The sequence below is a fragment of the Methylotenera sp. genome, from assembly GCF_036401095.1.
Classification (GTDB): Bacteria; Pseudomonadota; Gammaproteobacteria; order Burkholderiales; family Methylophilaceae; genus Methylotenera.
This window is the reverse complement of record NZ_DASWWA010000021.1, coordinates 77721-102616: the sequence shown is the minus strand read 5'-3', so window position 1 is coordinate 102616 and position 24896 is coordinate 77721. Positions and strand designations below refer to the sequence as shown.

Here is a 24896-nt window from a genome sequence, read left to right as displayed (position 1 = left end):
AGTAATGGGGCAGAAATTTAACGAGTTATCTGAAAAACATATTCAATTTATTGCTGAGCAGAAGATCTTTTTTGTGGGGACGGCATGTACTGATAGCCGCGTTAATGTTTCGCCCAAGGGGATGGATTCATTACGGGTAATCAGTAGTACGCGTGTTGCCTGGCTCAATGTGACTGGCAGCGGTAATGAAACATCTGCGCATGTGCAGCAAGACCCTCGAATGACTATTATGCTTTGTGCATTTGATGGCCCTCCCTTAATTTTACGGCTGTATGGCACGGCCAAGGTTTATCACAAGGGCGACGCAGAGTGGGATGAGCTTTTCCCCTTGTTCCAGCCGTTACCTGGTGCTCGCCAAGTTTTTGATATGAAAATTGATCTTGTACAAAGCTCTTGCGGCATTGCTGTGCCTTATTTGTCATACGATAGCGATAGAGAGCAGCTCTCTGATTGGGCTACAAAAAAAGGTGATGAGGGTATTAAACAATACTGGGCAGATAAAAATCAGGTGAGTATTGACGGCTTACCTACACACATTCTAGCCAAAAGCAGCTAATGCGTTATCAGGGGAAAATAACAGATTGGAAAGATGACCTAGGGTATGGGTTTGTTGTGCTTAATGGCGGTGATACGCCCAATACTCACCCCCAACGCGCATTTGTGCATATCAAGCAGTTTTCCAGTGCATCTTTACGGCCCAAGAATGGTGATTTAATTACGTACGAGCTGAGCATTGATAAAAACAAACGCACTTTTGCCAAAAACATTAATTTTGTAAACCGTCGTTCAATACAAAACAACCCAAATAAACATAGCGCATTAGGGGTTAAATTCTCCCTGATTTTTTGTGCGCTTTTAGCAGTCACGGTACTGGCAGGTTGGGCGCCATTAGCGCTATTGTTGTTATACCTAGGGCTAAGTACGTTGACGTTTATTAATTATGCCTTGGACAAATCAGCCGCCAAGCATAACTTGCGGAGAACGCCAGAAAGCCAATTGCATTTATTGAGTTTGATTGGTGGCTGGCCCGGTGCTGCGCTTGCACAAAGTATATTGCGGCATAAATCGGTAAAAAAAGAATTTCAAGTAATGTTCTTCTTTACCGTCATCATGAACTGTGCTGCCATGGGCTGGTTAGTGTATTCGCAAAGTGGCGCAAGTTTTATTAGTGCCATAGTGAATGGGTAAGCCACGTTATCAATTACTGCGAACGCTATATAGTATTGAATGCCTTATAATCATTTGAGGATTGGTAATCACGTCAAGCTTGGATTGTGGCTTTAAATCACGCTGTCAGTCAAACATTAGGTTAGGTGCAACAATGAACTGGTTTTATTTAGCAATTGCAGTAGTTTCAGAGGTTATCGCAACATCCGCGCTTAAAGCGGCCGAAGGTTTTACACAACTAGTGCCTTCCATCGTGGTGGTGGTAGGTTACGCTGCTGCGTTTTACTTTTTATCACTCACACTACGCACACTCCCCATTGGCATTGCTTATGCAGCATGGTCAGGTATTGGCATTGTTCTAGTTTCACTGATTGGCTGGTTTGTATATCGCCAGCCACTTGATACAGCCGCCATCATTGGCATTAGCCTGATTATTGCTGGTGTTGTGATACTTAACTTTTTTTCCAAATCGACGGCACACTAAACGCATGTCGAAGCTGTTAGTCTAAAAAAGTGTCAGCGCCTGAATTGTCACGTTAAACTTTAAAGGGAATCATTGTATGCGTAACAGTGTTTGGTACTCCCGTTTTGCCAAGGTTGCGGCACACTACTGTGGCCGACCGCGTGTTTTTTCTATGGCGGTGGCCGTGATTTTAATTTGGGTGGTGACGGGCCCGATATTTCACTTTAGCGATACTTGGCAATTGGTGATTAATACCGGCACGACTATCGTCACCTTTTTAATGGTATTTTTGATTCAAAATACCCAGAATCGCGATACTGAGGCGATTCAACTCAAGCTTGATGAGTTAATTAGGGCAACTAAGGGTGCACATAACGCATTGTTAGACTTAGAAGAACTTGAAGAAGAAAATCTGGATGCATTTAAGATGAAGTATCAAGCACTTGCTGCCGCTGCACGCTCGGAGCTAATACTTGGCAACAAAGATACCGGCACGCCAGAACCATGAAATCCAAAACTATGAAAAAGAGCATGGTTTTGTTTGCAGCTGGCATATTGGTGTCGCTAGCCACAATGGCTGCACCCGCAGCTTGGTACAAATGGAAAAGTAAGCTAAATAATGAAGTGTGGTGTACTCAAACCAGCCCCGGTGATGGCTGGATAAAGTCTAGTGGGCCATACAAAGATGCAAACTGCAAGATTGATGGGCGCCCCGGCAAGTAATAATTAACTAATTTGTGCGTTTATACAACGCATAGCCATGACCTTAAAGGTTAGCCTAAAGGCCATGACTATCATGATAGTTAGCGCAGCTTACTCAGTGTTGTGTAAGAACTGCCGCGAATTTCAAAACTACTCTACCATACGCCACCAAAATACCAGTTTGGCGTGTTTCTTTTTACTGATGGTGACTAATTGCGTTTTAACCTCGCCTTTATACTCAGCGCTCACTTGGTATTTACCTTGCGGTAAGTTTGCTAAGAAATATGGCCCTTCTGTATTAATATCCAGCACGGTATTTTTAGTGGCATCTTGAATCTGTAGCTTAACTTCGGACAAGTACTCCTCTAAGGCGCCAGACTTTTCTACAAACACAATTTCCAGCGCATAATTTTTTGCATTGCCGCGCATGGCAACTGATTCTGATTTACCTATACCACCTGAGAGATAAGTAACATCGCCCACAGTTACAGGGGTCACTGCACTCATGTCGGGCTCTGTAGCGTCTTCAGGCACCATTTCCTCTGGCACAACGGTGTAAGCGTAGGTAGCCATTGAAACTGATACGGTTAAAAGTGTAATGCTAGCGATGATGATATGCTTTAAATAGTTCATTAGTGTTCTCCTTATTAACATTAAAAGCAATAAAACTTTACAACTCTTTATATCATAGATATTTGATTTATATATTATTTTTTAATTCAATTATCTTTCGCATAAATACCATATATCATCATTATTCACAGAAAAAAAGCATGGCAGTAATTAGCCATGCTTAAACCATAAGTATGTTTTACAGAAAGTAATAAACATCCAATTTGATATGACAACAGCCTGCAATATTATCAATGAATATTTTGACAACTTATATAGGCTATATAAGCAACTAGAGCAAAGAGTATTGAGGCTCAACCGGACGGAATATCACTCTTAAATAATGTTTACCGGAACACTCTATCTCATTAAAAAACAAGGCGCAGGTAATGTGTGCGCCTTGCATGTCAACCACATCAAAATGATGACCGATGTGAGACAAGAACCTTAAGTTAGGGTTAATTTGTCCGCCTTTTGTGATTGCAATTTCAGACAATTGCGGAAGAAATATCGATATATGACGCCACTTGAGTTTATCGAATGAGCACCCTAATAGCTCAACAGCAGCTTTACTACAACTTCTAATCATACCGTTGTCATAAATGGTCAACTCTGGCAGATTTAACCCAGTATCCTCATATTGATCATGCCGAATTAAAAGATTACTAGGTATCATGCCTTGCAACTGATATACATTGGATGATGCATTCATTGTATCGTCTCCGTTTGTAGTACTAGCAAACCATCACTTTGCGCCAAGCTTAAACCCATGAGATTACGTTATGCAACGAAGGCTCACGGCAATACACACTGTTATTTGTAAGACATGATTTTTATCTATGGACGCCTGATATACAGGCTGAGCATCGCAGTTATATAACTTGCAGATTAAGCACTGGGACGTTTTTTTTACTTTAATGGCTTCTGTTGTTAGCACCATGGCACCCTTGATTAAGGTATCAAAAAAACCAAAGGCATCACTAAATTAAATGTTGTGATCACTCACTCATTTAGTGTTGCCTCTGTACGTTCGACAATCTAACCTGATTGAGGTATTTGGTACATACGGGTAAACACGTAAGCATTAAGCCTACAACAGCTATCGGAATAAATAACCCTGAAACTAATTACCTAGATCTTCAATTGCATCAATCACCATGCCGGTGCCCACCGCAATTAATAAAATATCTGCAGCGACTCTGACATAGCGGTGACCAGCAGGAGGAACACCTAACTCAACCACTAAGCGTGGTGGCAAATCCTGATATACCACGTCCCTAGGAAGCGGGCGGCCTACCCTCCACTTTTTGGCTTGACCTGGCGGCATGCATCCATTGCGCTTTTTAGCTAAGCCTGGTGGGCAAAACCCTGATTGACGATCTCTGTCGTAGTAGTCATGCACTACAGTACGCTGTCTATCGCCAAAATGGAGGCTAACACTCAAATTGGTATCATTATCACGATTGTTGCCACGTTCGCCGCGTTCATATTGATCACCGTTGTAATCTCTATCTTGCTCCTCATAACTCTGAGATGGTTTCTTAGCAAACGCTGCCTGAGGGGTAACTATGGCAGTAGAAAAGACTAGCCCTAATAATAAAGCCTTGAGAATATAACTTAATTTAAAAACAGGTGTTTTCATCATCAATCTCCTATCTCTCTGTAGTATCTAACTGTACCAGCAACTTTAGCTATCACAAAGATACTTAAAAACCACCACACTATAGAGCGATAAGACGCATCGTAGTATGCGTATTCAGCATGTTCTAAAGTTTACCAATAGGTAATATTTAGAACATGCCAAATAGAGGCAACACTGCCAGCCATAATTACTCGGCGGCCGCCGCAGGTGCGGCTGGCGCTGCAGGTGCGGCTGGTGGTGCTTTGCCTCCTTGTAGCGCCTCAATTTTTTGATTCACCAACAAGAGCTCAGTTTGTGTCATGTACAGTAACTCACTATTACGATTGACCCCAACGATTGCTACCACCAGCGCCAGTAATGCCATCACAAAAGTTGCAGCAACCCAAACACCCTGTCTGCCCGGTTCAATGATGTTATCCATATTAGCCATGTTTCACTCCCTTAAGTTATCAAGTTAAAGAACATACCAACCACACTGCACTACAAACCACCACTACATATCAATTGATGTTAAATGCCATTTAAGTTTTAGGCTTATTCAATGTTGAAGCCATCTGCGTTGCATCTGGTTTTGTGCCAAAATATGCAATATGTGTACGCATATCACTACCAAGCACTAACCTCACGCCAACATCTGCACGTAGATCGTTACGCTGAACAAGCTGTGGAGAATCAGGTAAGCTATCTTTTAAAAGTTGAGCTTCCTCATGATGGCCGTCTCGGTACTGAATTTGTGATCGTTTAACGATAAATGGTTTTTGATTGGTGAGCCTTGTGACTGGGTAGCCTTGCCCCAGTAAAAACTTACCTACTTGGCCTGCCATGCCGGTCACACCATTACCGTTAGCAACCTCTAGGTGCGCTTGCGCCCAGTTCACCACCACAGCTTGCTCAGCCTCCTGAACTGGCATTGCACCCAACTGCTGTGATTGCAGTTCAAACACATTGGGGGACAATTGCACTAACTTAACACGGCTATCCACCAACGGCACAGTTCCTGATAAAGGTGCAGGCCGAATCACCCCGCCGTTTTTAGGGAGTGCTAACTCCCGCAAGTCAGCCTGAGGAGCAGCTACCTTGGCAGTGAAAACTTCAGTCACATTGGCAGGTTTTGCCTCAGATGAATCAACAGAATTTTCTTGTGCCAATGTATCTTGTGCAGGCGCCGCTACATTGGCGGCTTTAGCCTCTACACTAATCGCCTGAGTAAAAGCCTGAATAGACTCGCCCTGACTACCAGCTTTAGCATAAGCCATTCCTAGGTTATTAAGCGCACGCAGGTTGGTTGGATCAAGCGTAGTGGCTTGCTTTAAAGAGATAACTGCCTCTGTGTATTGGCCTTGCAAGTAATAGGCATAACCCATATTGCTATATATATGTGCTGCCGCTGGAGCATAACCAAGTGCAGATTTAAATGCATCTATAGCTTTTTGATACTTGCCTTGCCTTGCATAAACCACGCCTAAGCCATTGTAAGACTCAACATAGCTTGAATCTGCATAAATTGATTTTTGGTAAGCTTCTATCGCCAGATCATCGCGCTGCTGCCCCTGATAATATCGGCCTAACTTGTACATCGCGCTTGCACTGGCTTGCGCATTGCTAGTTTTAACATTGGGGCTAATCATCCATGAGGGTATCTCTGCTGCCTTTTGATTAGACGCACATGCGCTCAGTATTGCAACGCAACATGCCAAAGGTAAGATTTTACGTTTACTTTTCATCATTCACCTCCATACTGCTACTTAAGCTACAACTTAACTACTGCGTCTTGTCTACTTACTGTCCGGCAAGGGTTGGTAACAAAATGTTGTGTATGCTAATAAAGGCTGGCCCCAACAATACCAACAACATAGACGGAAAAATAAAGAAGATAAGTGGAAATAACAATTTAACTGCAATTTTTGCCGCGGCCTCTTCGGCCATTAAACGGCGTTTGGTGCGTAAACTATCTGCATGCACTCTTAATGAATCTGAAATGTTGGTACCAAAACGATCTGACTGCACCAGCATGGCAACTAACGTATCAATTTCTTCTACGCCTGTGCGTAATGCCAAATTACGCAATGCCCGCTCACGTGAGCTACCTGCGCGCAACTCCAGATTGATTAAATGCAACTCTTCGCCCAGTATTGGGCTTCTTACATGCATTTCCTCACCCACTCTAGCCAGTGCTGCATCCAAGCCTAAACCTGCTTCAACACACACAATAATCAAATCAAGCGCGTCAGGAAAGCTCTCGAATATTTCACGTTTACGCTTATCAATACGATGTGACAACACTGCGTTTGGCAAGAAATAACCAATTGCCGCCAGCAAAATTAGCATCATCATCAAATTGTTAGGCTTAACAATCGCGCCAGAAATAACTGTGTATAAGATAAACAAACTTGGCAATGCAAAGGTAAGAATGGTTTTAGCCGCAAAGAATAAAATTGGCACACTCGCACTGCGCAGCCCTGCATTCATAAAACGAATACGTAGCTGTGATTGTTCCCACCCCTCTTTTGGTAAAGACAGTTTAGCAATTGGCCCAGTTAATTTAACAATACGGCTTACCCAAACAGGATCATCTTCTGCTGCATCAGAATCATCACCTTTTAATATCTTTAGCCTAGCCTCTAAAGGGCTGGCGCTAAACTGGCCAACAACGACCATCGCAACAATAAAAACTGTAATAAAGATAAGAACCAGATAAATTATTTGAATTGTGTTCATGATGTTCTCACTTATTTAATATGTATCAGACCCTAATTTTGATAATCCGCCACATCACAAAAATACCAAGAACCATCAAGATCAGTGCCATTATCACCATTCTCAGACCATTGGGATCTGTCCACAGCACGCTCAAAAACTTAGGGTTAACCAACTGCAGTACGGCACCCAACGCAAATGGTAGCAATGTCAGAATCCAAGCAGATAAGCGTCCCTCCGCAGATAAAACACGCACAGACCCTAGCAATTTCAAACGAGCCCGAATCAAATCGCTAATATTCCCCAAGAGCTCAGCTAAATTACCGCCGGTTTCACGCTGTATCAGCACCGCAATCACAAAATAACTGACATCGGTGCTTGGCACACGCTGGATTAAGTTCATCAAGGCTTCAGATGTCGGAATACCGTAATTAATTTCATCAAACACAATGCGAAACTCCGAAGCAATCGGCTCTGGCATTTCAGTGCCAACCATCTGCAAAGCGCTAGGAAAAGCATGCCCGGCCACCATAGCCCGGCCCATTAAATCAAGTGAGCTTGGCAGTTGCTGCTCAATCGTAGTAATGCGTTTTTGCTTAGCGCTGAGCACATAAACGAGCGGCAAGAATGCAAAGACAACTGCGATAATAATTGCCACAGTTAAGTTTGTTCCAAAAAACAACGCCAGTGCAAACCCTGCTGCTGCCAGTAGCAGGCAAATACCTAAAAACCTTGCCACGCTGTAATTGACCCCAGATTGTAAAAGCATTTTGTCTACCTGATTAACCCTAGGAAACTTTTGCAAAAGACTGGCAATGCCTGGCGACTCGGCTAGCATGCGTTGCTTAACCAAGGTACTTTCATGCTCTTTACCAAGAGTCATTGCCTCCAGGCGTCTTTCAATACGCTTTGCTTCCGGCCCCTTGTAAGCGTTCCAAGCCATGTACGCGCCTTCTAAAAATAGCACTACCGCCAGAAACGCTAATATCGCAAATAGATAGTAGAGATAGTCCATATTAAGCTCCTCTCCTACTCATACAGTTTTGTTGGGTCAAACAAGTTGTCTGATATTTGTACACCATGCACCCGCAAACGCTCGATAAATTTAGGCCGGATACCGGTTGCTTTGAGGTGACCCTGTACCACCCCTTTGTCAGACACGCCTGTTTGCTCGTAAACAAAAATGTCCTGCATGGTGATCACTTCGCTTTCCATGCCGGTAATTTCTTTGATGTTGGTCACTTTACGCTGGCCATCACTTAAACGAGTAATATGAACAATGGCAGTGAGTGCAGAGCTAATTTGCTCACGCATTGCCTTGGTTGGCAGATTGAAACCGGCCATACCCATCATATTCTCTAAGCGCGTTAAGGCATCACGCGGTGTGTTGGCGTGCACAGTTGCCATTGAGCCTTCATGACCTGTGTTCATGGCCTGCAACATGTCAACTACTTCAGGACCACGCACCTCACCGACGATGATACGGTCAGGACGCATCCGTAAGCTGTTTCTCACCAGCATGCGGGGTGTTACCTCACCTTTACCTTCAATGTTGGGTGGACGTATCTCTAGGCGTACGACATGAGGTTGTTGCAATTGCAGTTCGGCTGCATCTTCAATGGTGATAATGCGCTCGCTTTCTGGAATATACCCAGACAGGACATTTAGCAAGGTTGTTTTACCGGTACCGGTACCGCCAGATATCAAGATATTCACTTTTGCTTTGACTAAACCTTCAAGTACTTCTGCCATTTCTGGTGTTAAGCTTTTATAGTGCAAAAGGTCTTTCATCATCAATGGTGTGATGGCAAAACGACGAATCGACAAGATAGCGCCATCGACAGCCAAAGGCGGAATAATCGCATTCACACGAGATCCATCAGGTAAGCGTGCATCAACCATCGGGCTAGACTCATCCACCCGCCGACCCACACCTGAAACAATCTTATCGATAATCTTCAGCAAGTGCGCTTCACTTTCAAAACGCACATCACTTAGCTCTAACTTACCTTTACGCTCAATGTAAATCTGGTTATAGGTATTGACCAAAATATCTGAGACTGTTGGGTCTGCCATCAGAATTTCCAATGGCCCTAAGCCTAGTACCTCATGTTGAATATCACGCACTAGATTCATGCGTTCTATATCATTAATTGCCACGGCCTCTTCTGTAAGCAGGCGCTCTACTAATGTTTTCAGTTCGGCCGTTAATAGCTCCGGCGGCATGTTTTCCATCATGGAAAGGTCAACGCGATCTAGCAGCTTACGGTGAATACGTGACCTTAATTCCTGATACACCTTATTACCCATTAAACCATCGGTTTGGTTGCCTTGCGGCTCTAACACCGCATCTTTTTTAACATCTTCTAATCGATCACGTAATGACATAATTAAATTCCTTCCTCAATTCAGCATTTATTCTTATCTACATCCCGTCAATCGTACGTGTTGCAACCTCGCTTAAAGTAATGATGCATGGTGTAGCAAATTGCCCAGCCATCCAGACTTTTTAGCCTTAGAGCCTTCCACCAAGCTTTCTGCAACTTCCTGCAAGGCTTTAGTCACCGCATCATTCTTAGCAATTTTTACGATAGGCACACCCTGATTAACGGACGCAGAAACGGCAAGATAGCTGTTTGGTATTGTTTTATAAACTTTCATATCTAGCGCAGTTTCTACATCTATTAATCGGATATCCCCTCCTTTTTCATGCCGATTAAGCACGATATTAACTTTTTCTTTTGCGTAACCCAGTGAGCGGAATGCATGTAATAAACGTTTTGAATCACGTATAAAAGGCAATGTTTCTTGCAGTACAATAAATATCAAATCTGCATGATCTAAGGCTTTAACTCCAGTAGCATTGAGCGTTCTGCCAATATCCACCACTACAAAGTCATACTCTAATGCTGTAAGTTTAAGTAGCGCATCTATATGCTCTGGCTTCACATCCTGTGCTGACTCAGCATCTTCCGGCGCGGCCAGCACACTAAAGTTTGGCAAAATATGTACCATAGAAGATTTAAGCAGTGAAGCATCTAAGCGCCTGATATTCTTGGCTACATCGGCGAGTGTATTTGGGGGTACATGGTCATTCACAAACAGTACCGCATCACCAAACTGCAGATTTAAATCCAACAGTGCCACCTTGGCTTCACTGCTTTCTGCCAATATATAAGCGAGATTACATGCAAGAAACGTAGCGCCACTACCTCCTTTACTGCCCACAAAAGCAATGACCTTGCCTTTTTTGCTTTTTGGTACAGATTGTTTAAGCTTAAGCTCAACGCGGCCTACTGCTGCTTGCAAATCACTGGCCTGCAGCGGTAGGCTCAACACATCTTTCACACCACTACGCATTGCCGACATTAAGAATTCTGATGATGCATTTTGGGATAACAGAATGATTGATATATGGTGAAAGCGCAGACTAATCGCCTCTAAAATACTGAGGTTACCGTTCTCAATACAAACACTATCAATAATCATTAAGTCTGGATGCTCAGCCTCTACCATTTGCCCCAAGCTACTAAATCCATCCCCAAACACTAAGGCGTGTTTAGACGCATCAACCCCTTTAATACTCAGTAGAACTTCTTCTCTCAGCACCTTGTTAGGCGAAATCACTATTATTTTCATTTTTTTGCCGCCATTCTGTTTATGATCCGGTGTAACCTAAACTTTCCGCAGGCATCGTCACTGTAGATGCCGGAATCGGCAAATTCAGGAACGGAAATAACCCAACCATTGGCACATAACTCGCGCCAATAATAGAAACCTGTACTAAGGCAATACAGCCTGCTGGGCCTGTTAAGCAGGCTGCAATATTGTCTGAAGCACTTAATGGAAACGGGCTAGGCACAGCACCACTGGCAGTCAAATATTGAATATCAATATTAGCTGCCGTAATTTCCGCACCAGCCGGTATAGAAGCCCCCCCAAAGAGTGCCAATACTTTTGCCGGGCTAGTGTTGGAATTATCCACCCACCTAACCACAGCCTCACGCGCTGCATGCCGCGTCACTTCCTGCACTGTGTTATAAACATAGAACAATCGCCCAAACTCTAAAATGCCAAACAGTATGGTAAATAAAAGTAAGGCAATGATCGCAAACTCAACTGCCGCAGCGCCTTGCTGCCGTTGCCGCCTGTTGTAATTTTTCATCATATTAAGCATCATCAATTCCCTTCAATGCATGTACCGCATCGCAGTAGAAGGCGATAGCGTAGTGGCCCAAGTCGTTGACCCTACTGGTAGGAAGATTGGAATCCACCCACCAATCGTAATGGGGTACGCATTAATCGCGACGATGACATACACCGGCGTGTCACAATTTGGCTCGCAAGTTACTGTCACGTCTGCTGTTGTAAAACTTGGAACTTGCGCCTGCGTAGCTGCATTAACTACCATTTGTTTAGCCTGATCTTGTGTTGCTGTATCAAGCGCCACCAAAGCACTGACCCTAGTATTAGAAAGGTACCTAGCACCATCACGCGTAGCTTTGGTTAAAGCATCGTAATACCAAAAAGCTCGACCAAACTCCACAATCCCTGCCACAAACATCAGCAGTAACACCAATAGCAGGGCAAACTCGATCGCTGCAGCGCCTTGCTGCTTTGCTAGCCCTAATCTACTGTTAAATTTTAGTTGTGTGATTTTCATGATTATCTGTAAAGCTTAATATTACTCGTTGGTAAAGGAGTTGGTAACAATCCACCAAACTCAACAAAAACATCTTTAGCCGTTGGAACAGATCTAGTCTGCATCAGAAACCTACCAACACCCAGTACGGTAGCGGGTCGACACACACCGCCTGCCGTGGTGCAGTCAATAATCACCATGTTGAGCACCCTACGCCCAGGCTTACCTGGTTGAATAGCCACAGGCGGCGCTGTAAAGAAGTTTCCACTACCTTGCGCATAGGGCGATGGCTCAGGGTAAGACGTAGCGGTATTGCCCTGATATAAGGTTGGCCAATCTGAAACAACGGCACCTGCTCTTCTATATCCTGACCATAAAACGCCGTAGTCTGTTGCTGCTCTTAAACTGTATGGCCTAGGTTTACAAGGAGCATTAGGTTTACATGTACCATTGGTAGCTCTGTCAACAAACAAAATGCTTTGTTTATCTGGGTCTGTTCCCATCCAAGCCCTAGGTGACCCAACCCCTGCATTGTTATAAATATATTCTTTGACATTGGTATCAGGCGGTGCGGTCGCTACGTCACATTTATTTTGAGGCGTATAGTCCCCAAACCTTGAATTAAGAGCTGCTAATTGTGGTACGGACACCCCAGTGTTAGTGTTTACTGTATCGCCTATAATCGGTGTAAAGCCAACTTTCCCCGTACACACATACGGCAGTGTTGCATTGGTACTAATCACAGGGCAAACCCCTGGGACATTTGACTCGGGGTCAATCCAAAACAAGGTGCCTGGGCCAAGCGGGTTAGCATATTGAACATTGTAAGAAACGCCACGCTCAAATCCTAACTCGTGCACGGTACCTGGATCAGGCTGCTCACAGATAGCAATTGGCGTAATATCAACTGCATACTTGCCTGCAACCGCCATACCAAAGGTTTGGGCGCTACTGGCAACCCCCGGCAATACCTGAATAAACCAGGTGTTGATGGTACGCAAACCTGTATCTACTTTTAAAAAAGTTTTATCTCCAGCCAAGGCATCAGTGGTGACCGAGCTAATCGGCACCATACAGCCATCAGCTGGGCAGCTGCCTACCCACATATTGCTGGTATTAACGACCACTGCTGTGCTATTTAGGTTAAATTTATTCTTACCAGCGGCTTCAATGGCTCTGGTAATCGCGTTATTAATGCCTGTTACTTTTCCATTAAGCTCTCTAGCACCACTAAGCGAAGAAGAGTCAGCTGCGTTTTGTAGTTCGGTTCTGGTCACATAAAGGTGACCTAAATCCAACACCAAACCCAGCATCCCTACGAGCAACACTAAGCAGATTGCAACGATTAACGCTACTGCACCTCGCTGGCGTTGCATGCCATGCGGATTACATTTTATATGCTTGCTCATGTGGCTCTCCTTCGTTGCCCAGTGGGCGCCAAAGCCTTACCTTGTCCCAGTACTGCCTGTATTACTACCACTGCCAGAACTACCGCTAGACCCAATCCCAATATTAAACACGTTGGGGGTTGCTGGCGGCTGAACAAAGGACTTGTGATATCTATCAACCGCAGCGTCCGCCGCCTGACCACTAATCCCTGTCGCAGGGTCAGTATTCATCGAAGCATCCGGGTTAATAGTCTGTTGCGCTCTTGCTGCCTTCACCGCTTCACCAAAATGCTCGTCTAGTACTGGCGTATTAGTGGTGGAGCAACCGACCATAGCGGCAGACACGATTAAGGCAGATAGAATGTATTTAAATGTTAAGGTGTGCATGACTATCTCCTTTTATTTCATTTCAAAGCCATCTTTAGCACCACTTGTCTCTGGGGCTGCAGAATTAGGCTGAGGTGCAGGGGCGCTTTGTGCTGAACTCTCTTCTGTTGCAGGCTCAGCTGGTTTGCCTTCTAACTTACCGTTAAAGAAGAACTCTGCCTTACCTGGTTTGTTAAAGTGATCAGTCGGCAACGCAAAGTCAGGTGGTAGTGGTTTTACCAAGCGTGGGGTTACAACAAATAACAGCTCGGTTTTATCTTCTTGAAAAGAACTACTACGGAACAGTGCCCCAATAATTGGAATCTCTCCTAAAATTGGGAAGCGGCGGATGTTCTCTGTGACATTGTTTTTGATTAAACCAGCAATCGCAAAACTTTGACCATCACGAAGCTGCACTGTGGTAGCAACACGCCTAACCGTAAATGATGGAAATACACTACCGCCTACAGTGGTACCTCCTTGATTAAGCTCAGAAACCTCAGGTGCCACTCTTAAGTTAATCATTCCTTCTTCAAGTACGGTTGGTGTAAATTTTAGGCCTACACCAAAATCACGCTCTTCTAAAGTAAGTACAGAAGCGCCACCACCAGTATTGTTTTGTGGTACTGGGATGAAGATTTTACCGCCCGCCAAAAAGCTACCTTCTTGACCACTAATGGCGATAATATTAGGCTCAGCTAAAATCTTGACGACACCATCTTTATTTTCAGCGTCAATTTTAATTGCAGTATTGCCCTTGGTTATGGTCAACAAACCACCGGGGGATAATGGATCAGCCCCTGTCAGGCTCAAGAACCCAGATGCAATCGCATAGGCCACACCGCCATTTACACGAGAGGCGCCAAACGATGCTCCCAGTTTATCTAACAGGTTTTTAGAAACCTCCGCCATTTTCACTTCCAGCATCACCTGTTGCGGTGCTGCTACCTGAAGCATATTGATGACCTTTTTATCTTTATCTTTGCCGCTATAGGCCTCTGCCAGCGCCATGGCTTTATCTGCTTTTACCGCGTCACTCACAGTACCGCTAAGTACCAAAGACTCTGCTGCAGTACTTACTTTAATGCCCTTTTCATTAGGCATGATTTGCTGCAATTTTGCTTGCAAGGATGAGGCATCCATCGCCGTGGTCACTGCAACCACTCTTACATCCATCACTGCAGACTGACCAGACTTATCCAAGATAATCACCATGGTTGAGCCTATGGCCTTCGCATGTAGCACTACCTCTCGAGGGCTGGTGACATCCACCTGTACAATCTTGTCATCATCTACCTTTACACGTTGCAAGTTCACCCCTGCAGGCAACCTCACCAGATGCGATTGCCCTAAAGATAGCTCAACGCTAGGCACAATCTCCGTAGAGGATGGCGTAGGTCTGGCTGCCTTTTTAGGCGTTACCGCAGCTACCAAGATATTCTGCATATTTGCTTGAGGCTCGGCTGCATGTAGCGGTGCTATGGAAAGTAGCGTCATGCCTAGCATAGCAGCCAGAAGATTACTGACACAGAACCTTAGTTGGCTGTGTAAAAACTGATCACGTTTGATCTTGTGCTTGTTCATCTCAATTCTCCCTGACAATATGCCGTTTCTATTCCAAATTTCGATACGAGCTAGGTTTTGCTTAAGTATTGACTTAACTCATCACCACTTTCTCGATCTCACTGTCTTTTGAAACTAAGCGCTTCCATTCATAGATGCTTCATTACTTACACTGACTACATTCACAGTTTTACTGAACCGATGGTTTAAACTCCTCTACGGTTTTGGTCGCGCCGCGCACCACCTCAACCTGTTCATAGCTTTCTCTCTGCATTGCAGGTTTACGTGCCGCAGATTTTTTCACTACATGTTTAACCGGAGTTTTAACAACAGGCTGTTCTGCCGCAGCTGCCATTACTGGAGCTGGTGGCTCATCTACACGATTAAGCAAGTTTTTCTTGGTTGAACCCTCTGTAGTCACCACGCTCTTATCAATCTGATTACGCAAAACCAGTGACAACGTACCAACACTACGTGCCAAGTCTAATTTTTCAGCTTGTGCAGGTGTTACCTCAAGCGTTACTGCATTCACCACTTTTGGTTTTGTTTCATCCCGGTTTTGCTCTTGCGCTACGGCTAGTACCATAATGTGTTCAAGTACTATTTTTGAAATGCTCTTGTTCACATTTTCAGCCTTCACGCTTTCATCTTCGGTATTCACTACGATGTCTACATAGTTACCTGGCAAGGCAAAGCCTGCCACACCCACCACATCATTTACCCTAACGGTCATTGCGCGGTTACCCTCAGCAATCACCGCAGATAAACCACCGGTTGCACCAAGTGGAGCTAATTTAGACTCCAGCACAGGCTCACCTTGTAATAAGCTGGTTTTTACTACCCTCGCATCTAAAGTTTTAATATCATCAGCCGCACCAACAGGTACGCTGCCTCTTGGCCAATCTGCCAACTTAAGCATTTGCGGTGTAAGCGGTGTGCCTAAATCAATATTGATGGCAGCCACAACCACCTTGCTAGAAGCTACCGTAGCAGCTTGTTGAGAGATCCAGCGTGAGGCTAACACTACAGCGCCTAACCCTATGCCGACTGAAACCACAATCATCAAAAATGCTCTTGGATTTTTCATCTGTCATCCCCTTTATTTTCTGTTCTCATCAACATATCGTGACGCAATCAAACATTAATCGTGGGCAAAATAATTATTCCAGGCCCAATCCAGCAACTCTCTACTCATAATTGCCGGTTTACCTTCATATCGTGCAATATCTCTAAGCTGCTCCAATATATCTCTAGGAATACAGGCAAAAAGTGGCCTGCCTGTCTTGTAGTGATGTTCATGCAACAAATAGTTAAAACCCTCTTCACTGAAAGGAATATTAATTTCCTCGCAAACCTGTTGAGCAATTACGCGATACTCGTCTTCGCTTAATGGCCCAACATAAATCTTGTAGCCAAGCCGACGTAAAAACGCTTCATCGGTCAGCTTGCTAGGGGCTAAATTAGTGGAGAAAACCACAATCACATCAAATGGCAACATGAACTTTTTACCGGTATGTAACGCTAAGTAATCTACATGACGGTCTAGCGGCACAATCCAGCGATTCATAATATCGACAGCAGGTGTCAACTGCCGCCCCAAGTCGTCAATAATCAACAATCCATTATTGGCCTTCACTTGTGGTGGCGCCTGATAAAAGCGAGCGCTCTCATCAAAATCTAAATCCAGCATGGAAAGCGTTAATTCACCACCGGTTTTAATCACTGGCCGATGACAGGTCACCCAGCGCTGGTCAGACATCACCCTACGGTCTAACCCCAGGCCACCAACCTCATCAGCTGGTACGGATGGGCGATGGGTCAGCGGATCAAATACCTGTATTACCTCGTTATCCACGACAATGGCATGGGGTATCGCTACGTCACCAGATAATAATTTGGCTAAATGCTCTGCGATAAATGTTTTACCGCTACCAGCTGGTCCATATACAAAGATTGCTCGGCCGGAGTTCATGGCTGCGCCAAACTGTTTTAGCAAGCCCTCTTTAATTACTAAACCATCAAATATTCTTAATAGATTCGGCCTAGTCACATGCATATTGACGATAGACTGTTGACGCACTTGCCTGATATAGGCCAACAAACTGACAGGGGCTGCCCCTACATATTGATTTTTACGTAAATAATCTTCTGCACGTAATCTGCCTAACTCTGTCAGATTGTAAGCAATCGCAGTTTCAGCCTCACTATTACGCACAGCCTCACACATGCGCTCTGTGCGCATAAAGGCGAGCAATGGCTCAAGGACTGCAACTGGAAGTTTTGCGTAAGAAACCAGATCCATCAATCGCATCTGGCCACGTAAGAATAGTGCTTTTGTTAACAACTCAACAATAAACTGAAAACCTAGCCCCGTTTCCTCAATAGTACTAGGCTGCATGGGGACTAGTGTATGACGGCGTTCCTCACGCAATTCCCTTTTATATTCTGCCATGTCTATTGTCATGATTTAATTCACTTTTTCGGTTAAATTTATTTGTTTATTTTTGTATTATCTTTATTCTTTCGGGGTTACACCCCACTTAACCAATACGTAAACTTACATACATAAATAGCGCTTATTCACTCTCCATGAAACTGACTCATGAAAACTAAACAAAAAACCAAGCTACCATTACTACAAGTACAAGCGCTGCCAAATCAAGTAAGCAAAGGTGCCTAAACCAATTGCCACTGCATAAGGCAACTTTCCTACTGAAACTGGTAAATCATCCACCAATGGCGCCTGCCCTGTACTCAACTTAACGGCGCTACCGTAAAAAATGAGTTTAACGTTTTGCAACATAGGCCTTAATTGCTTAGACCACATCACTACAAATAACGCCAACACCCCACCGGCAAGTAATGTCGCTAACACAGCACCTAAAACATCATTGGGTCCTAAAAAAGCACCAACCATACCCATCAACTTCACGTCACCGGCACCCATTGCACGCAACCAGTAGAGTGGTAAAAACAGCGCCATCCCTATCACTAGCCCTTTAAATGCCGCCAACCAACCTAAAGCGCCTGGAATCTGCGAATTAAACCCCCAGCCTTCAGGTAATATTCCGTTTAAAATCACACCAAAAAGCACGCCTGTGAGCACCAGTTTGTTTGAGATGCGATGGCTGCTAATATCTTGCTTCGCCGCTAATAGCATCAGCACCAACATGGGCACTAAGGCTAACAATCCCATCAGCTTCGGTGTCATTTTTCTCTCATTTCACTCAACATAAGCTTTGCAAACAGAAAGCGATAGTGAGCAACCGTGGTCTTGATTAATGTCGGTTATCACCCTTGTGCAAACTGGACAACACCTCAAGACCACAATTGCCTCCCTATACTGTTACCCACTAAGGACAAGCAGCAGGAGCACCACCGAGGGCAGTTGCAACAGACCTGAATGTTTCGCACACACGGGTACCTGTTGTTGTTACTGCAGCGATAATCACGACTGCAATCAATGCCGCAATCAATGCATACTCAATAGCAGTAACGCCTTCTTCATCGTTAATAAAACGCTGTACACCTAAATATAGCTTTTTCATTTTAAAACTCCTTTTTATTGAAAAACACGTCATACAAAACTACAATCGCTTACTGCTCTCTTGTGCTTTTTCACTTTAAGGGCAAATTCCCCAGTGCTTATTATTCTTACTATCAGCTTGATTCATTTGCCGATATGCGTAATCTACTGCAATTGATTAACGACTTATATACGAGCGAACCCTTAGTCTTTTAGAGGGTATTTAAATTAAAAAACCCTTCTTTTTTTCTAACAAGCTCATAAGCTTGTAAATATTTTCAATCACTCAACCCCACTTAAAATGCAGCACGCAACACCCTTTTAATGCAGGATGATCATGAAAAAATCATGCACTCAAGAATCAATACGTCTATACCAAAATAGCAACGCCAACACAGCTTCGCGCGCCCATTTACTAAGGACAAGCTGCTGGTGCACCACCTAGCATTGTTGCAACATCTCTGAAAGTCTCGCAAACACGCGTACCTGCTGCTGTAACTGCCAGGATAATTACCAGCGCAATCAGTAAGGCAATCAAGGAATACTCGATAGAAGTCACGCCTTGTTCATCGTTAATAAAACGCTGTACGCCTAAATATAGCTTTTTCATTTTAGATCTCCTCTTAATCAAAAAACAAAGCTGCGTTGATTGGCAACTGCTTCAGTTTTATTATTAAGTACCCATTTATTTAGCTACTCAGCCACCCTAGCTGCCAAGTGTTCAATCTACTGCAATCAAATTACTACTTATATACGAGCGAACCCTTAGTCTTTTAGAGGGTATTTAAGAGGCACACACCCATTTACTTTTAATCTATAATCACTGGTATAGCCGTACTAGATGTGTCTTGTTAAAGGACTTTTCTTGGCCTATCCATTACAAAGTTTAAGTTTTCAAACACTGTTTGATGCAGTTGCAGATGCCATGTTGCTCATTAGCGACGCTGGCAAAGTTACAGAGGCAAACGCGGCCGCACTCTCTCTACTGGGCTACACAGCTCAGGAGATTATTGGCCTCCCAGTTGAAGCACTCATCCCCCAGCGCTATCAAGCCCAGCACATTAAACACCGCATAAAATTCGCACAAAATCCAGAAAAACGGCCGATGGGTAGTGGCAACGAACTTTCTGTTTTAACCAAACAAGGCAAAGAGCTAGAGGTAGACATCGGCTTAAGCCCAATCAGCCATCAAGAAAAGCCCTATACATTGATTACTTTTTATACGGTGGCTAAGCGCAAAAGCGTAGAACAAGCATTACGGATTAGTGAAGAAAGCTTAAGACTGGCAAAAAAAGCAGCAGGTCTTGTTGCTTTTGATTTTGATGCTGACCTTAAAATGCGTGATGCAAATGAACAGTTACTCGCATATTGGGGAGCCGAACCTGATCACACAGAAAAAAACAATAGCACTGTTTTACCTATGATTCACCCAGATGACAGCGCGATTAGAGCATCCGCCATCCGTCATGCGACAGACCCGTTAGGCAATGGTGAACTTAAAGTGGAGTACCGTATTATTAACCAGGCGACTGGCGATTTGCGTTGGATATCAGCCATTGGACGCGCCCACTTTAGAGATGGACGTGCGACCAGGCTGTTAGGCGTAGTAAGAGATATTACCGAACAAAAAGTAATAGAAAAAAAACTACAAGACCAACATGCTGAAACTGAAACACTTTTTGCCAAAGAAGTTGCGACACAAACTGCATCAGCCATTGCGCATGAGATCAACCAGCCATTAACCGCCATTTCCGCCTACAGTGAAGTAGCATTACACGCGCTAAAGCAAAAGGTCATAGATTCAGCCAGCCTAAAACGCGCGCTTGAAGGCTGCGTAGCACAAGCACAGCGTGCAGGTAGCAGCCTGCACGAACTGCTTTCGTTTCTGCATAAAGGCGAGATGACACGCGAACAGTTAGATATTAACAGTGTGGTCAAAGAGGCATTTCTAGTTGCAAAAAGTTATGGTTATTCTGATTTTCACCCTGTACTGCAATTAGAAAACAACATAAGGCCCGTGCTCGGCAACAAAACACAAGTGCTCAAGATACTAGTCAACTTACTAAGGAATGCCGTAGAAGCAATGCGTGAGGCTGAAATAGCATCTTCTGAAATCAGCGTCACCGTACGTACTAACGCAAATATCAACATGGCACACGTCACGGTGCAGGATGTGGGGCCGGGCTTAAACCATGAAGTTGCAAAACATATTTTTGAACCGTTTTTCACCACCAAGCCTAAAGGAATTGGTATGGGGCTAGCAATCAGCCGAACTTTAGCAGAAGCCAATGGCGGACAACTCTGGTTAGACCCTGATGTTAAGGTAGGTGCAACCTTTCACTTTACACTCCCATTTTCACCATGAAAACTACTACCCCCACTGTTTATATTGTTGATGACGAGCATGCGATTCGTGATTCATTAGCCCTGATGATTGCGCAAGAAAATATTCCCGTTATGGCATTTGAAAGTGCTCAGGCATTTTTAGAGGCTTGCCCGCAAGAGTGTTCAGGCTGTGCAATTATTGATTATAGAATGCCGGAAATGGATGGGCTGGAACTGCAAGCCGAGTTGGCTAAGCGCGACATAACGATACCCATTATCTTTTTAACAGGGCATGGCAATATTCCAACCAGCGTTAAAGCAATGAAAGCAGGCGCCATTGATTTTTTAACCAAGCCAGTCCGGCGTGAAAAACTCATCAGCGTGGTGGTTGCTGCCATGATGGAGTCAGAAAAAACACTCGCAGAAAATGCCAGTTACAAAGAGGCGGTAAGATGCATCGCAAGCCTGACCGAACGCGAGTACGATGTCATGCTGCTAGCGATTCAAGGCCACCATAATAAAGACATTGCACGTCAGTTGGGCATTAGTCACCGCACCGTAGAAATCCACAAATCGAATATCATGCACAAAACTGGCGCTAGCCATGTGCTTGATTTAGCGCGTATCGCCCATAAAAGTGGTTTAAAAGAGTAAGTGTTTATCGCAATTTAGCACTAGCTAACAACCATTTTTTTACCATTTAAGCTTAATAAGTTAAGCCACTAGCGTAAGTAGAGGGTTACTTAGACCACATTCAGCAGTATCTGTAAGCATTACCTCAAACTCATCAATCGCTAGAGGTTTACTAAAATAATACCCTTGAAAATGATTGCATCCATAATTCCGCAGGAAAGCAAGCTGTGCATCCGTTTCAACCCCTTCAGCAATAATATCTAGGTTCAATGCGCGAGCCATCGCGATGATGGTCAATATAATTGTTCTATCACTACTATCAATCGTGATATCGCGTATAAAAGACTGATCAATCTTAAGTTGTGATAGCGGTAGTTTTTTTAGATATTGCAAAGATGAATAGCCAGTACCAAAATCATCCAATGAAAAGCGAATTTTCATGGCATTCAACTCATTCATTTTAGTAATGATGTCATTAATGTTATCTACCAACATGCTTTCGGTAAGCTCAATCTTGAGCATAGATGGATTGATATGATGACGTGCTATAGCTTCACGCACTTGCTCCACAAAATTGACTTGGTTGAACTGCTTTGCACTAACGTTAACAGCCAACTCAATGTTGCTGGTCACTGGATTTTTTTGCCAAATCGCCAGTTGAGCACAGGCTGTATCTAGCACCCATGCGCCCATCGGTACGATAAGTCCGGTTTCTTCAGCCAAAGGAATAAAGTGGGCAGGCGAAATCATGCCACGCTCTGGGTGTCTCCAGCGGATTAATGCCTCAGCGCCTATTGGCAGCCCTGTACTGTCAACCTGAACCTGATAATGTAGCTGAAACTGCTTTTCATTCAGTGCTTTGCGTAAATCCCTTTCAAGTGCGACCCGGCTGTTAATCGTGTCTTGCATCACTGGATCAAAAAATCTAATCATATTTCGACCCGCCTTTTTGGCTTGATACATTGCAATATCAGCTTGTTTAAGCAAGTCCTCTTCTGTCTGTATATGACTATCCAATATTGCCACACCAATGCTGAGCGTGCTTATATACTCATTACCATTAAGCAAATAGGGCTGATTTAGTATATTTAACAACTTCTCCCCTACTACCTCAGTTTGACCTGCAGCCTCAATAATGTCCTCATTGAGCTCCTCCAGCAGCACAACAAACTCATCTCCACCAATTCGTGCAACGGTGTCGCCTTCACGTACGGCACTCCTCAGACGGCTCGCCACCTGTTGCAACAGCATGTCCCCAATATGATGCCCTTGCGTGTCATTGAGCGTTTTAAAGTAATCCAGATCAAGAAATAGAAGCGCACTTTTACGCCCAAAACGCTTACTAGCCGTGACAGCTTTGGATAACCTATCTACAAAGAAGCGTCTATTAGGCAAGGTGGTGAGTGGGTCATAAAAAGCCAAAAGGTGATTTTTTTCATCCACCGCTTTACGCTGGGTAATATCGGTACGAATAGAAATGTAACTTTCAGGCTTACCATCGCTATTCATAAATGGAACGATTGTCGTATCCATCCAATACAACTGCCCGTTCTTAGTACGATTGCATATTTCATTATGCCAGGTCTCACCTTTGGCGATCGTGCGATACATTTCCTTAAAAAAACCTTTAGGATGATGACCAGAGTTCATGATGGAATGATTCTGACCAATTAACTCATCCTGAGTATAGCCACTAATTTCACAGAATTTAGCATTTGCATATTGTATGCGTCCATGAATATCGGTCACGACCACATGCGCATGCTTATCTAATGCAAACTTCTGATACTTAAGCTCTGTTAGTGCGGACTTCCAGTACTCTTCAGCCCGTTGGCGCAGAGAAACCTCTTTACGTAAACCCTTATGTGTCTTCAAGAAAATAAACACGCCAAGCAGCAAACTTACTAACATAACAATTTCAGAAGCCAAACCACTGAGATTGGCATACTTTTGCTGCTGCTGCGAAGACTTTTGCAGGCTACTATCAAACTCACGCAAGCGTTCAATCATGATGGCATATAAATGATTAATTTCGCCATCAGACACTATCGATATAGTGGGCCCTAACAAATTGAGCCCGCCTTTATTGATCAACGACTTATTTGACTCATGAATAAATGTTTCTAAAGCATTACGTACAACCACAACTTGCCGCTGCTGAGCGGGGTTATCAGCGGTAAGCTTTTGCATTTGGATGAGATTATCTAACATACGCGCCAGCGTATTATCCACTGTCTTAGCAATGCCTTCATTGCCTGGCAACAGGCGAGACTTAAAACTTTCATTCTGAACAATTGGTATAGTTTGAATATTTTTTGATAGATTTAATAAGGTATAGGTCCGCTTTAGCATTGCGCTATCGGCTTTACTTTTATTGATGCTATGCACCATTGCTACGACTGAAATAAACACTAGCGCTAATGGCAGTAAAGTGCTGCTCTTAAAATTAATTATTTTGTGCATCGCTTATTAAAACCTTTCAAACTCTATTGCTCATTGTTTAATACTGTTGCTATTGAAATGCTCTGCAACCACACTCATCTACGCCAAACTTTGCTTAACAATAAGCATGCCCGGCCAGATGTTACATACTGCTTATTTCAATAAAATGAATAATTAGCTTTATTGATAAATAATTTGGGCAAATAAAAAAGGTGTCTGATAACAAACCACTCCGATTCCTCAGGAGTTAATTTATTATCAAGACACCTTTGCCTTGTATTACCTATAAACACGAGCCAGCGTTGACTCTATTTAAACTTTATTTCACAGTATTCTTAACAATCAGCCCCTTTGTTAGCCATCCATATACAATTACTTAGCATCCTGATTAATTGACTTAACAAAAAGATAATTTTCAAAATGTAAAAATATATAAGCAATCACTATGCCAACCGTGAACTTATCAATGATTACAATCAGTTGATTTAATAAAACCCTACCAATACTAGGGAATATCTGCAATTTAATGGGTTTTGAATGCACACCCTATATGCACCAACGCTACCTAAAGCACCAAAGAAGTGCGATTTATAGTGCAACTGCAGTGACCGATATATGCATTTATGCTATTTAAGTACCCACATTTGGGCAACTCTTGCCACAACATGAATATTTAAAACATTAATCAGGTATCAAACAGTTGATTTATACGTGCTCGCGCGGATTAC

At 43.7% G+C, this 24896-nt stretch carries 27 protein-coding genes; 7 read left to right on the top strand and 20 right to left on the bottom strand.

Annotated features, from left to right (window positions below):
- The first annotated feature begins 4 nt into the window (after positions 1 to 4).
- The 5 genes from VGD82_RS10680 (at position 5) to VGD82_RS10660 (ending at position 2353) form a co-directional block, all read left to right on the top strand.
- Positions 5 to 556 carry a pyridoxamine 5'-phosphate oxidase family protein gene (locus VGD82_RS10680; protein WP_331020373.1) on the top strand — a complete coding sequence of 184 codons (552 nt, stop codon included), beginning with the start codon at positions 5 to 7 and terminating at the stop codon, positions 554 to 556.
- A complete protein-coding gene (locus VGD82_RS10675; protein ID WP_331020372.1) occupies positions 556 to 1188 on the top strand; it encodes a DUF1294 domain-containing protein in 633 nt (210 codons plus the stop codon). Before VGD82_RS10680 ends, VGD82_RS10675 begins: the two co-directional genes overlap by 1 nt.
- 133 nt (positions 1189 to 1321) lie before the next feature.
- Positions 1322 to 1651: a multidrug efflux SMR transporter gene (locus tag VGD82_RS10670; RefSeq protein ID WP_331020371.1), complete on the top strand. Its 330-nt coding sequence runs from the start codon at positions 1322 to 1324 to the stop codon at positions 1649 to 1651.
- 76 nt (positions 1652 to 1727) lie between these two features.
- Positions 1728 to 2138, top strand: coding sequence for a low affinity iron permease family protein (locus VGD82_RS10665; RefSeq protein ID WP_331020370.1), 411 nt, complete (start codon positions 1728 to 1730; stop codon positions 2136 to 2138).
- Positions 2135 to 2353, top strand: a complete 219-nt coding sequence (locus tag VGD82_RS10660) for a hypothetical protein (protein ID WP_331020369.1) — start codon at positions 2135 to 2137, stop codon at positions 2351 to 2353. Before VGD82_RS10665 ends, VGD82_RS10660 begins: the two co-directional genes overlap by 4 nt.
- Positions 2354 to 2482: 129 nt before the next feature.
- Here the strand turns inward: VGD82_RS10660 and VGD82_RS10655 are convergent, their stop codons facing one another.
- The 19 genes from VGD82_RS10655 to VGD82_RS10565 all read right to left on the bottom strand — a co-directional run bounded on the left by VGD82_RS10655 (position 2483) and on the right by VGD82_RS10565 (position 19378).
- Positions 2483 to 2965, bottom strand: coding sequence for a hypothetical protein (locus VGD82_RS10655; protein ID WP_331020368.1), 483 nt, complete (start codon positions 2963 to 2965; stop codon positions 2483 to 2485).
- 271 nt (positions 2966 to 3236) lie between these two features.
- Positions 3237 to 3656, bottom strand: a complete 420-nt coding sequence (locus tag VGD82_RS10650) for a hypothetical protein (RefSeq protein WP_331020367.1) — start codon at positions 3654 to 3656, stop codon at positions 3237 to 3239.
- Between the two features lie 411 nt (positions 3657 to 4067).
- Positions 4068 to 4586, bottom strand: a complete 519-nt coding sequence (locus tag VGD82_RS10645; RefSeq protein WP_331020482.1) for a hypothetical protein — start codon at positions 4584 to 4586, stop codon at positions 4068 to 4070.
- Positions 4587 to 4773: 187 nt separating this feature from the next.
- A complete protein-coding gene (locus VGD82_RS10640) occupies positions 4774 to 5016 on the bottom strand; it encodes a hypothetical protein (protein WP_331020366.1) in 243 nt (80 codons plus the stop codon).
- A 91-nt stretch (positions 5017 to 5107) separates the two neighbouring features.
- Positions 5108 to 6313 (bottom strand): LytR C-terminal domain-containing protein, encoded by a 1206-nt coding sequence (locus VGD82_RS10635; protein WP_331020365.1) that lies wholly within the window; start codon positions 6311 to 6313, stop codon positions 5108 to 5110.
- A gap of 52 nt (positions 6314 to 6365) precedes the next feature.
- Entirely contained in the window at positions 6366 to 7304 is a 939-nt protein-coding gene (locus VGD82_RS10630; RefSeq protein ID WP_331020364.1) for a type II secretion system F family protein, read from the bottom strand.
- Between the two features lie 25 nt (positions 7305 to 7329).
- A complete protein-coding gene (locus VGD82_RS10625) occupies positions 7330 to 8298 on the bottom strand; it encodes a type II secretion system F family protein (RefSeq protein ID WP_331020363.1) in 969 nt (322 codons plus the stop codon).
- A 14-nt stretch (positions 8299 to 8312) separates the two neighbouring features.
- Positions 8313 to 9671 (bottom strand): CpaF family protein, encoded by a 1359-nt coding sequence (locus VGD82_RS10620; RefSeq protein ID WP_331020362.1) that lies wholly within the window; start codon positions 9669 to 9671, stop codon positions 8313 to 8315.
- Positions 9672 to 9743: 72 nt separating this feature from the next.
- The gene (locus VGD82_RS10615) at positions 9744 to 10922 is read right to left on the bottom strand and encodes an AAA family ATPase (protein WP_331020361.1); all 1179 of its coding nucleotides are present in this window, start codon (positions 10920 to 10922) and stop codon (positions 9744 to 9746) included.
- A gap of 19 nt (positions 10923 to 10941) precedes the next feature.
- A complete protein-coding gene (locus VGD82_RS10610; protein ID WP_331020360.1) occupies positions 10942 to 11451 on the bottom strand; it encodes a TadE family protein in 510 nt (169 codons plus the stop codon).
- 21 nt (positions 11452 to 11472) lie between these two features.
- On the bottom strand, positions 11473 to 11946 hold the full coding sequence (locus VGD82_RS10605) for a TadE/TadG family type IV pilus assembly protein (RefSeq protein WP_331020359.1): 474 nt from the start codon (positions 11944 to 11946) through the stop codon (positions 11473 to 11475).
- A gap of 2 nt (positions 11947 to 11948) precedes the next feature.
- Positions 11949 to 13334, bottom strand: a complete 1386-nt coding sequence (locus tag VGD82_RS10600; RefSeq protein ID WP_331020358.1) for a Tad domain-containing protein — start codon at positions 13332 to 13334, stop codon at positions 11949 to 11951.
- A 36-nt stretch (positions 13335 to 13370) separates the two neighbouring features.
- Complete coding sequence (locus VGD82_RS10595; RefSeq protein ID WP_331020357.1) at positions 13371 to 13700, bottom strand: hypothetical protein; 330 nt, start codon at positions 13698 to 13700, stop codon at positions 13371 to 13373.
- A gap of 12 nt (positions 13701 to 13712) precedes the next feature.
- Positions 13713 to 15263, bottom strand: a complete 1551-nt coding sequence (locus tag VGD82_RS10590) for a type II and III secretion system protein family protein (protein ID WP_331020356.1) — start codon at positions 15261 to 15263, stop codon at positions 13713 to 13715.
- A 169-nt stretch (positions 15264 to 15432) separates the two neighbouring features.
- On the bottom strand, positions 15433 to 16329 hold the full coding sequence (cpaB, locus tag VGD82_RS10585) for a Flp pilus assembly protein CpaB (RefSeq protein ID WP_331020355.1): 897 nt from the start codon (positions 16327 to 16329) through the stop codon (positions 15433 to 15435).
- A 54-nt stretch (positions 16330 to 16383) separates the two neighbouring features.
- Entirely contained in the window at positions 16384 to 17706 is a 1323-nt protein-coding gene (locus VGD82_RS10580; RefSeq protein WP_331020354.1) for an ATP-binding protein, read from the bottom strand.
- 171 nt (positions 17707 to 17877) lie between these two features.
- Complete coding sequence (locus tag VGD82_RS10575; RefSeq protein ID WP_331020353.1) at positions 17878 to 18453, bottom strand: A24 family peptidase; 576 nt, start codon at positions 18451 to 18453, stop codon at positions 17878 to 17880.
- A 142-nt stretch (positions 18454 to 18595) separates the two neighbouring features.
- Positions 18596 to 18790: a Flp family type IVb pilin gene (locus tag VGD82_RS10570; RefSeq protein ID WP_294838455.1), complete on the bottom strand. Its 195-nt coding sequence runs from the start codon at positions 18788 to 18790 to the stop codon at positions 18596 to 18598.
- 393 nt (positions 18791 to 19183) lie between these two features.
- Positions 19184 to 19378, bottom strand: coding sequence for a Flp family type IVb pilin (locus VGD82_RS10565; protein WP_331020352.1), 195 nt, complete (start codon positions 19376 to 19378; stop codon positions 19184 to 19186).
- A 255-nt stretch (positions 19379 to 19633) separates the two neighbouring features.
- Between VGD82_RS10565 and VGD82_RS10560 the strand changes: the two genes are divergently transcribed.
- Positions 19634 to 21133, top strand: a complete 1500-nt coding sequence (locus tag VGD82_RS10560; protein ID WP_331020351.1) for a PAS domain S-box protein — start codon at positions 19634 to 19636, stop codon at positions 21131 to 21133.
- The gene (locus VGD82_RS10555; protein WP_331020350.1) at positions 21130 to 21747 is read left to right on the top strand and encodes a response regulator transcription factor; all 618 of its coding nucleotides are present in this window, start codon (positions 21130 to 21132) and stop codon (positions 21745 to 21747) included. The genes VGD82_RS10560 and VGD82_RS10555 overlap by 4 nt, the downstream gene beginning before the upstream one ends.
- 60 nt (positions 21748 to 21807) lie before the next feature.
- Here the strand turns inward: VGD82_RS10555 and VGD82_RS10550 are convergent, their stop codons facing one another.
- The gene (locus VGD82_RS10550) at positions 21808 to 24189 is read right to left on the bottom strand and encodes an EAL domain-containing protein (protein WP_331020349.1); all 2382 of its coding nucleotides are present in this window, start codon (positions 24187 to 24189) and stop codon (positions 21808 to 21810) included.
- Between the last annotated feature and the right edge of the window lie 707 nt (positions 24190 to 24896).